Below are 11,188 nucleotides of genomic sequence, written 5' to 3' on the forward strand. Positions count from 1 at the left end.
CTTCAGGAGCAGCGCATGACCACGACAGTTCATGTCGTCTTCAAGACCCACCTCGATCTCGGGTTCACCGACACCGCCGCGGCTGTCACCGAGCGCTACGTGCACAGCTACTTGCCGCGGGCGATTCAGCTGGCGGCCGAGCTCCGGCGCCGCAACGGTCCTGCGCGCTTCGTCTGGACCACCGGGTCCTGGCTTGTTCACGAGGCGCTGCGACTCGGCAGCCCACAGGAGCGGCAGGCCCTGGATGCAGCGATCGAGCTGGGCGATGTCGCCTGGCACGGGCTGCCGCTCACCACACACACCGAACTGATGGACGCCGGCTTGCTGGAGCACGCCATCGGGATCGGGCGTCGGCTGGACGACCGGTTCGGCCGTCACACGATCGCCGCGAAGCTCACCGACGTTCCGGGGCACACCATCGGGCTTGTTCCGTACCTGGAACGGGCCGGTCTGCAGTTTTTGCACATCGGCGTCAACGCTGCCTCCGCCGTTCCCGAAGTACCCGAGTTCTTCGTCTGGCGGGCACCGGACGGCAGCGAGGTCGTGGTCAACTACGCGCAGGACTACGGCACGAGCGGACTCGCCGTCGCCGTCGCTCCTGGCGGCACCGACGCGCTGCATCTTGCCCATACCGGAGACAACCTCGGTCCGCCGCCGCTGGCCGAGATCGAAGAGCTGTTCCAGGGGCTGCAGGCGAATTACCCGGGCGCCCGGATCGTTGCCTCGACCCTCGACCAGTTCGCCCAGGCCGTCCTCGCAGCGCGGGCAGAACTACCGGTGGTGACCGATGAAATCGGTGACTCATGGATCCATGGAGCCGCGAGTGATCCGATCCAGACGGCGCGGCTACGGGCATTGCTGCGGCTCCGGAGCCGGTGGGTCGGGTCTGGCGAACTGGCGCCCGGCAGGCCGGAGTGTGACGACTTCAGCGACGGCCTGCTGCTGATTCCCGAGCACACGTGGGGCAAGGATCTGAAGACCTACCTGCCTGACTACGGCCATTATGACAAGGCAGCCTTCCAGCGTGCGCGGACGGCCGACGTTGTCGACGTGGCTGCGAATCCGGCCGGCACAAGAGCCTACTCGTGTCCACGCAAGGACAGGCCGCGGCCGACCTATGGGGACTTCGAGGAGTCCTGGGCCGAGCAGCGTGCTCATGTATCGCGCGCCTTGGCAGCGCTGCCGGCAGCGCTGCTGGCCGAAGCTGCCGCGGCGATCGCGGGCAGCTCACCAGGAGCGGAGCATGGCCGATCCGACGCCGAGGTGCCGATCGACCCGGGCGTGGAACATGCCATCGGCAACTATCGCGTGACATTCGGCGGGGACGGTGCCCTGATCGGACTGGTCGACGGGACAGGTACGTCGTGGGCCGGGCCGGACAACCCGCTGGCCGGCTACCGTTACCACACGTACGACGAGCGCGATGAGCAGCGCTGGTTGAGCGAATACACCCGGCACCTCGATCGACACGGCGAGTGGGCCGTCCCCGACTTCAGTAAGCCGGGGCTGGCAATTGCCGAGCGGCTGCCGGGTCGCACCTTCACTCCGCAAGTTGTCGCGGCGACACGGCGCGACCTGTCAGACGGTTCGGTTGTGACACTACGGCTGGAGCTTCCGGCGGAGGCATGCGAAACGTGGGGCGGCGCTCGCGACATCCGGCTGAGCTATCGATTCCCGGCCTCGTCCGCACCGATCGAGATCACCCTTGATCTGTGCGACCGCGATGCGTCCAGGCTGCCGGAGGCCAGTTGGCTGGGCTTCCGCCCGCTGACCGGGCCCGGTGACTGGCGGCTGACCAAGATCGGCACCGAGGTCGACCCACGGGCGGTCGTCCGAAGCGGCAACCGAACGATGCACGGAGTCGACCAGGTCTCGCACCGCGGCGCCGGCCGATTCCTCCTCCAGCCACTGGACGCGCCTGTGGTCGCGGTGGGACGGCCCGCACTGCTCCAGTTCGACAACCGCGTCGCCGAGCCGGACGACGGCATCTACGTCAATCTGCACAACAACGTGTGGGGCACCAACTTCCCGATGTGGTTCGACGACGACACCAGGTTCCGGTTCCTGGTCACGACTGATGCGACGACGGAGGCACCGTGAAGAGCTTACGGAGAATGCGCTACGGCTTGCTCGCGGCTGTGACCGCGCTCGGTCTCGCCGCGGGTAGCGGCGCGCTGTCTCAGCCGCGTGCGGAGGCGGCGCAGACCGGCGGTACCGCGCCGTACCTGAATCAATGGGTGGTGTCCGGGCCGTACGCCGACGCTGAGGCGATCGGCAAGGACACGTCGGGCTGGCAGTACTTCGACGACCGGATCTTCAACCGAAACTACGACGACTACAACGACTTGATGGGGTACTTCGACGTCAAGCGGGGGGAGTCGACCGTCGACAAGTGGGTGGCGGCGGCGAGCTACGTGTACAGCCCGGTCGCGCAGACCGTGGAGTGGCAGGTCGGCGGATCGGGGCGTTACCGGCTGTTCGCCAACGAGGTCGAGGCCGGGCGTCAGGACAGCGTCGCCGGCCGGGTCAGCAAGGCGGGCATGAAGTACCCGATCCAGCTGAACCAGGGCTGGAACAAGCTGCTCATCGAGATCCAGCACAAGAACCCCGGCAAGAACAAGAACTTCCTCGGCTTCTACACGAGGATCAGCGACGGCGTCGGCAACACCGTCCCCGGACTCACGTACTCGGTCAGCGGACCGAACGTGACGGACCACCAGCTCGGGATCGTCACGAAGGGGCTGGACATCGACCGGCAGGCCTTCGCCGCGCGCAACGCGAAGGTCCCGGCGAACGACTACCCGTCGAACACCCTGCCGTACGCGTACGACGAGAACCCGTACGTCGGCATGGTGGCGACGATCGACGGCAACCGGAACACGTCGAGCATCGCCCCGCAGGCGGCGCCGTTCACGTTCCAGGCGGCCGGCGGAAGCCCCGGATACTCCTGGACGATCGCCGCCGGCCAGCTGCCGCCCGGCCTGACACTCGCCGCGGACGGTCATCTCGACGGCAAGGTCGCGGACGGCGCCCACGGCGTACAGCAGAAGGACTACGCGTTCACCCTGAAGGTCACCGACGCCGCCGGGGCCACCGCGACGAAGCCATACACGATCACAGTGAAGCAGAACCCGGTCGACTGGTTCATCGACGGGAAGATGTCGGCGCTGTCGCACACCACCGGCACGATGCCGAACCTGTACGACCCGAACTTCAACTACGACGAGTGGGCCCAGACGGCCAAAGAGATGGGTATGACCATGCTCTCGACCGAGAGCCTGCAGAACACCGTCTACTACTGGCCGTCGCCGAACGCGAACCTGACCCCGGCCAACTCGAACAAGCTCTACAAGTACGGCGCCCTGTTCCAGGCTCCGGACGGTAGCTGGCAGGTCAAGGACCGGGTGCAACAGGCCAAGGAGGCGGCCGAGCGCTACGGGCTGAAGTTCGGGGTCTACGTGTCGTCGTTGTATGAGGGATCCGAGATCCTCGAGAGCGACATCCAGGGCCTGGTCGAACGCTACGACCCCTGGTACGTCTTCGCTGACGGCGGTCCGGAGAGCTACTCGAACATCGACGTGGCGTGGAGCTCCGCGCGCAACTACAACGACCGGGTACTGATCGACGCGAACCCGAACGCGCAGACCGGCGACCAGGACATCACCCTGCACGAGCGCCCGTTCTGGAACGCCGAGCCGTACAACGAGGGCGGCTGGCGAACCGGGATCCTGCCGCAGGGCAGGAAGGTCGCGCACGAGGAGTGGAACGACCCCTACACGACGGCGCTCGACGTGTGGACGCAATACGCCAAGGGCAATGAACGGGACGACTGGGGCGAGGCGACCAAGGAACTGATCAACCAGTACGGCCACGGCTACGTGATGAACTACGACTCGTCCATCACGGTGACCCGCGGCATGGACAACCTGAGCAGCAACCTGGACAACACGAACATCTTCTCGATGGTCCCGATCTCCTCGCAGCAGCTGTCGGACATGCGGGCGTCGATCGTGCGGTGGATGGACAACGGGTCCGGCCCCGATCTGCGCGAGTCGCTGTACGGAACCACGCCGTACACCATGGACTACGCGTTGAAGCCCGGCTGGTACACCGATCCGCAGAAGGCGATCGCCCACGGCCAGGGACCCGACTGGGGTTACGCCATGTCCCGGGACCAGTACGTCTACCTGCACCTGATCAAGAACCAGATCGCGGGAACGGCGAAGACGGGCTTCGCCGGCCAAGCATCGATGAGTCACATCGGTCCCTTCGACCATCGGGTCAACCAGGTGGAGTGGCTGAACAAGGGCACGACACTGCCGTTCAGCACCGAGACGGAGAACGGCAAGTACTACGTCACGATCGACACGTCCGGTGTGACGGCGGATCCGATCGACACCGTCATCAAGATCCGGACCGACAGCCCGGTCCGGAAGTACAAGATGACGGGCGTCAAGCTCTTCAGCAGCCAGACCGCGGCCAACCACCTGCAGTTGCGGGCCGAGAGCTACATGAACAACTACACCAACGTCCTGGCGCCCGCGAAGCTCAAGTACACGAGCAGCAACCAGCGTGTCGCGACGGTGAGCGCGGCAACGGGCCTGGTCACGGCCGTCGCGGACGGCGCCGCGACGATCACCGTGACGGCGACGTACGACGACGGAGTGAACCCGGCACAGGTCATGACCGACACGTACCCGGTCAAGGTACGAGCTCACAAGGTTGCGGCCGCCCTACCCCTGGTCGGCGTGAACCTGTTGACGAACGGCGCGCTGTTCTGGGGCCAGTTCTCGACCGGCAAGGACGTACCGGTCGCGTTCAAGGGCTTCAGCCGCAAGGGCGGCGAGACCGACATCCTCGACGCCACGAACGTCAAGTTCCACTACGCGACCGTCGACGGCCGACGGGACAACGCCGCGGGGAAGGTCGTGGTCACGGAGATTCCGGCAGACCAGTCGCCCTTCGTCGTGGAGGGCAACCGGATGCGGTTCACCCGGAAGGTCTCGGCCTCCACGATGTACAGCTACTGGGCCGACGTCACGGTCGGCGGAAAGACCTACACCTCGACCCGGAACTACATCACGCTGATCCCGGACGCCGATGTGGCGCGCGGGATCACGCCGAAGGCGACCAACGACACCGGCAATGCCCGGCTGCTCTCCGACGGGACGATCAACGACGCGACCGGCGGCAACCTCGCGAAGTGGTCGGCGCCGGCGGGTGCGGAGAATCCCAGCATCACCTACGACCTGGGCAGGATGCACGATCTCTCGCGGGTCAACCTGTTCTTCAACCACCACATGCCGAACGCCGACAACGTCACCTACTACAACGTGCCGAAGAAGGTGAAGATCGAGTACAGCCAGGACGGTACGCACTGGACCGCCGGTCACGAGACGAACACCGTGTCGGGCGCCGGGCTGCCGACGGCCAGGAACACGCTGGCGGTGCCGGGCAGCGATACGACGCTGTACGGGTGGGAGCAGGACGGGCTGTACTACAACTACCCGGTCGATTCGGCCAAGCCCAGCGTGCACGCCCGGTACGTCAGAGTCTCCTTTCCGGGCGGCGGTCAGGGCGGTAGCCCGGTCGACGTACTGGAAGCCCAGATCTTCTCGTTGCGGGACCTGACCGCGCTCGGCAGTCTCGAGTTGCAGCCGAAGACCGGGACGGACAACCGGACGGCGACGATCGATGTCCAGGGCTACTCCTTCCTGGGAGCGCCGCTCGACCTGAGAACCGCCGCCATCACGATCACCAGCGACAACCCGTCCGTAGTGGAGGTCGGCGCCGAGGGGGGTCTGTCGTCCGGCGCGGCGGGAAGGGCGCGGATCACCGTCTCCGCGGAGCTGGCCGGGTATCGCGCCGAGGATCATCTGTACGCCGATGTGGACACGGACGGGCGGATCTCGTTCCCCGCATTCCTGAAGCAGGCCAAGCTTGCGCTGAGCAACAGTTCGGTCAAGGTGAACGAGCCGGCCGTCGGTACGATCGAGGGAACGCTCAACACCGGCGCGAAGGCGAACCTGTCGCACGCGAAGGTCGAGTACGTTCTCAGCGACAGCAGACTGGCTGCGGTACCCGGCAGCAACACGATCGTGCTGAAGGAACCGATCCCCACCGGGTTCCAGGCCACGGCGAAGGCGATCGTGACGCTGGACGGGGTCGCCGTCGAGTCGAACACCGCGACGATCACGGCCCTCGCGGAAAATATCGCGAGTACGGCGACGGTCACGGTGTCCTCGGTCCGTGACCGCAATGGCGTACCGGACGGCAACAACCAGGACGACCGCTACCTCGGGACGAAGGCGACGGACGCGAACAAGGCGACGTCGTGGGCGGCCAAGCAGTCCGACAGCAGCCCGTGGATCAAGCTGCAGTTCCCGGCTCCGGTCGAGCTCGACCGGGTCAATCTCGTCGACCGCGGTCACGAGGTCAACCAGATCGTCGAAGGCGTTCTGGAGTGGGAAGGTGGCAGCAAGAAGGTGACCGGTATCCAGTGGGACGGTCAGCCGGACAACGTCGTGAAGCTCGACGCCCCGGTGCGGACCAGCTGGGTGAAGTTCACCATCGACCCCGGCAGCGTCTACGCCAATCCGAGCGGGGCGGAATGCGGACTGGCCGAGTTCGGTGTGTACGAGGTGCCGCCGCCGAAGTCCGTCGTCGACTTCAGGCCGGTCGCCGTCGACACCGGGGTCGGCGAGCTCCCAGCGCTGCCCGGGCAGGTCGACGCCGTCTCCAGTGACGGCACCACCGGCCTGGTCGACGTGACTTGGGACCCGGTCACGGCGGACATGGTGGCCGCGCCGGGCTGGTTCACGGTCCGCGGCACGGTCACCGGAACGACCGCGAAGCCGACAGCCGTTGTCAACGTCGAAGACCGCTGAGCGCACATCCAGTGCGGGCCGGTGCAGCACGGTGTGGGTCCGCATGGTCAGATGCAGCCGGACCCAGTCGAGCCCACCGTGGTGCGGTGGCGACCCAGTGGAGGTCGACGGCCTGAGACGCCGATGGTGGCGGCCCGGCCGTTGCCCGCCTTATGCGACGTAGCTCTCGTGTATCCATCCGCGGGCGCGGACAGCCGTTCTCGGTGAGGTTGCGGGTTGCGCGTCATCTCACCCGAACCGGGTGATGCCTGTCCGAGCGGACCGGACCAGTCTGGTCCGGATCTGGGCGTTGAAAGGGGCTGACCGTGGCGATACCTGGGGGTGCCGCGGCCGCCTGGTCCTGGCCGAGGCGCTCACCCTCGCGACCGAAGACACCTGGCACCCCGAAGGATGCTCCGGGTTCGGCACCCGGCTACTCATCGATCTGGTCATCCACCTCGACACGAATCGACTGCACCCCAACCAGGGCGCAGAGGACCCAGCCGAACACAGCCGTTCGGGCGACGGCGCGACATCGCGGCCATCACCAACCTGCGCCGCGACGTCGTCGGCCTGATGCCGCCCCAGAAGCGCTGAGTCGAGACAGTCGCCGACGGCCTGGCGTTCTCCGGATCTGTTGCGTGCGTCCGAGGTCCCTTGCGGCGTGGCTTGTTCGCATGCTGCTGGTTGGATTCGCGATGACCTCGGCCTCCACGGCCCCGGCGGACGCACAACCGGACAGCCTGCTCGCCGATGTCGTGGTGATCGGTGTGCCAGGGTTGCGCTGGTCTGATGTCGCGGCGTCGCCCGAGCTGACAGCGCTGGTCGGCCAGGCGAACGCCGGTTCGATCTCGGTCAGGACCGCCGGCCCGCGGACCTGCCCGATCGACGGCTGGCTCACGATCAGCGCCGGCACCCGGGCCCGGGTCAGCGAGTCCGTCGGAGAGTGCCCGGCGCTGCCGGCCGTGAACGGCACCGTCGCAAACTGGCAGTTCTACCTCGACCAGCAGCACAAGTACCACACCGACGCCGAACCTGGCCGCTTAGGTGCCTTGGGCAAGGAGCTCTGCGGGTTCGGCCCAGGTGGTGCGGTCGCGACGGCCGGCAAGGACGGCAGCGTGTCGAAGTGGTGGCCACACTTCGACCCAGCGGTGCTTGCCAAGTGCAACGATGCGGTTGTTGATGCCGGCGCGTTGCCGACCGGTGCAGGCAGGGCGGACGCGGTCAAAATGGTCGCAGAGCTGGTCACCCAGGCGCGCGACCAGGGCAGGTGGGTGGTGCTGGCCGGCGTCGCCGAGGAGGCACCGGGCGCGCGGCGCGAGGCGCTGGTGGCGATGCAGCTGTCACCGGACAACGGGCCGCGCTGGCTGACCAGCAACTCGACCCGGCGGCCCGGCCTGATCCAGCTCACCGACCTGACCGCGACGCTGCTGTCCGACAGCGCGCCGGGCGCCCCGATCGACGGCGCGGAGATCCACTCGACCGGCCCGCTGCACACCGACGCCGCAGCAGTGATCGAGAACCGCCTGGATGCCAAGGAGCGGTTCGAGCAGCCGAGGCATGTGGTGCTGCCGGTCGTGCTCACCCTGGTGGCCGTTCAGCTGCTCGCGCTCGGCTGGTACCTGCTGCGGCACTCGCGGGCCTCCCGGCGTACTGCGGTGGTGACGTTGCTCGCGATGGGCGGGTTCTTCTCTGCGGTGTTCCTCAGCACGGCGACCGAATGGTGGCGCTGGCCGCGACCCGGCGTTTCGCTGTACGTCGTGACGCTCGGGATCAGCGCGCTGATCGGCATAGCGGCGTACGCGATCCTGCGCAGGAACGCGGCGGTGGGCGTGGCAGCCGTGGCGTACCTGGTCCTTCTCGTAGACGGGGTCCTGGGCACACCGATGCAGCTAGGCAGCATGTTCACGCAGGGGCCGGTCGTGGGGGGCCGGTTCTACGGGTTCGGCAACTCCACCTTTCCCACGCTGGCAGTCGCCACGCTTGTGCTGGCCGGTGCAGCAGGGAATCGGCTTGTGCCGCGCTCGCGCTCGTACGCCGCCCTGGCGGTCCTGCTCATCGGGGGCGTCGCGATCATCGTGGACGGCATGCCCGGTTGGGGTACGGACTTCGGCGGCGTGATCGCGCTGACACCGGCCGTGCTGCTGCTGGCCTGGTACACCTGGCGCAGCCGGGTCACGCTCCGAACCGTCCTCGGTCTCGGGCTGACCGGGTTCGCTGCGGTCGCGGTTCTCGCGATCGCGGACTACCAGCGGGCGCCGCAGAACCGGACGCACTTCGGCACCTTCGTGGCCCGCTTGCTCGACGGTGACGTGACCGACGTGCTGATCCGCAAGCTGGAGCTGTCGCTGGGGTACCTCGACAACCCCGGCGGGTGGGTACTGCTGGTCACCGTACTCGCCGCGTTCGCCGCGGCGCTATGGCCACAACGCGTGCCATCGGTGGCGTACCGGCAATGGGTGAACGCCTCGCCGCTGAACCACCCCGTGCTGCTCGCGCTCGCGCTGTGCGGACTGGTCGCGATGCTGCTCAACGACTTCGGCGTGTTACTGCCCGCGATCATGATCGGCTTCGTCCTGCCGCTCCTGGTGGCCCAACTCGTCGACCAGACGCGCGACCGATCAACGCACCAGTCAACTCCGCGCGGGTAGGCCGTGATCCGCAAGCTGGGCAGCGCCGGCCGAGCAGATCGCGGCCAGGGCTCGTCGCCAGGCGCCTCTTGGGGAAGACGTCAGCTGCGCTGAAATAGCCGTGATCTGCGTGAGCATTCGGAGCGATTGTTTCAGGCTCGCGGGGGTACCGGAATGCGCACAGATTGAGATTGCCCGAGATCGGCTGGGGAGATCGGCCGGGCTGGTCGAAGGGACGCAAACCCATGAATCTCACCCAGTCATGGAACGACGCGGTCGGCGCGATCATCACGTTCCTGCCCAAGTTCGCGATCTTCTTGGTCATCCTCCTGGTCGGGTGGCTGATCGCCAAAGCGCTGCGCAAGCTCGTCGACGTCGTACTGAGTCGCGTGGGCTTCGACCGAGCAGTCGAACGCGGCGGGGTCGGACGCGCGCTGGAGCGGTCGAAGTACGACGCGAGCGGGCTGATCGCGGCGTTGGTGTACTACGCGGTGTTGTTGATCGCGTTACAGTTCGCGTTCGGCGTGTTCGGACCCAACCCCGTCAGCGATCTGCTGGCGGCCATCGTCGGCTGGCTGCCGAAGGCAGTCGTCGCGATCGTGATCGTCGTCGTCGCGGCAGCGATCGCCAACGCACTGCGTGACCTGGTCGGCAGTGCGCTCAGCGGGCTGAGTTGGGGCCAACTCGTGGCGCGGATCGTTCAGGTCTTCGTCATCGCGCTGGGCATCATCGCTGCCTTGAATCAGATGGGCATCGCCACCACGGTCACCACTCCGGTCCTGATCGCGGTCCTCGCGACTGTCGGCGGCGTGATCGTGGTCGGCATGGGCGGCGGGCTGATTCGGCCGATGCAGCAGCGCTGGGAGCGCTGGCTGGGTCGCGCCGAGCGTGACCTGCCCCAGGCGCGCGCCCGTGACGAGGCCTACCAGCGCGGGCGCGAAGACGCTGAACGCGACGCTTGGGCGACGCCGGCGAGCGGTCGCGAGTCGGCCGCGCCGTACGGAGCGTACGGCGCGGAGGGCACGGCGGACAGCCTGCGTTCGGGGCACAGGCCCAAGGAGCCCGGTTCCTCGACTGGATCTGCCCGGGACGACGGAACTTATTGAACCGTCGCGGTCACATCTCCTGCACTTGCGGTGACGAGGGAACACGCCGCCGCAAGTCGCAGGCCGACCCAGTCGGTGCTGAGGTCGGCGCCGGGCCGCCAACCCCGGCCAAAAGCGCCGTCCTCGACACCCTGGGCATACCCGGCCAGCTCAACCGGTCCGATCCGGCCCGGGCTGAGGGTGAGGATGTCGCGGACCGCCGCAGCGTGCTGGTCGATCGCGGCCTGAACGGCCGGCGTGACAACCATCCTGCTGAGGACGAGCCTGGACAGCACACCCAGGTCGCGCCGCGCGGAAGCTTCCAACCATCTGCCCAGCCACATCATGGCGAACAAGAGTAGGACCGACCCTCGTCGCGGTGATCCCACGGGTGGGATGAACGACACGGCGTGATCGCCCGCTGACGACGGATTGCGCACCCAGTTCTGCACTGGCTACACGCATTGAGTTTGCTCCAGTGACACCTTTGCGCACCGCAGGTCGCCGATTATCGGGCGGCCTTTGCATCTGTCCACGTAAGTTTCGCCGGCGTACGCTCGAGTGAGCACCTGTGTTACGACTGGAGAAGCGGAGGGGGCCATGTCGT

At 67.1% G+C, this 11,188-nt stretch carries 5 protein-coding genes; 4 read left to right on the forward strand and 1 reads right to left on the reverse strand.

The window, feature by feature from the left end; translation table 11 throughout:
* Positions 1-15: 15 nt before the first annotated feature.
* From AB0I12_RS00780 to AB0I12_RS00795, 4 genes are all read left to right on the forward strand, one after another.
* Complete coding sequence (locus AB0I12_RS00780) at positions 16-2,100, forward strand: DUF5054 domain-containing protein (RefSeq protein ID WP_359922595.1); 2,085 nt, start codon at positions 16-18, stop codon at positions 2,098-2,100.
* Positions 2,097-6,887, forward strand: a complete 4,791-nt coding sequence (locus AB0I12_RS00785; RefSeq protein ID WP_359922596.1) for an Ig-like domain-containing protein — start codon at positions 2,097-2,099, stop codon at positions 6,885-6,887. The genes AB0I12_RS00780 and AB0I12_RS00785 overlap by 4 nt, the downstream gene beginning before the upstream one ends.
* A 656-nt stretch (positions 6,888-7,543) precedes the next feature.
* Positions 7,544-9,517, forward strand: a complete 1,974-nt coding sequence (locus AB0I12_RS00790) for a hypothetical protein (protein ID WP_359922598.1) — start codon at positions 7,544-7,546, stop codon at positions 9,515-9,517.
* A 224-nt stretch (positions 9,518-9,741) separates the two neighbouring features.
* Positions 9,742-10,602 (forward strand): hypothetical protein, encoded by an 861-nt coding sequence (locus AB0I12_RS00795; protein ID WP_359922600.1) that lies wholly within the window; start codon positions 9,742-9,744, stop codon positions 10,600-10,602.
* Here the strand turns inward: AB0I12_RS00795 and AB0I12_RS00800 are convergent.
* On the reverse strand, positions 10,596-11,033 hold the full coding sequence (locus AB0I12_RS00800) for a DUF6401 family natural product biosynthesis protein (RefSeq protein WP_359922603.1): 438 nt from the start codon (positions 11,031-11,033) through the stop codon (positions 10,596-10,598). The two genes, AB0I12_RS00795 and AB0I12_RS00800, sit on opposite strands and share 7 nt — an antisense overlap.
* Positions 11,034-11,188: the final 155 nt, after the last annotated feature.

Source organism: Kribbella sp. NPDC050459 (genome assembly GCF_040655315.1).
Taxonomy (GTDB): Bacteria; Actinomycetota; Actinomycetes; order Propionibacteriales; family Kribbellaceae; genus Kribbella.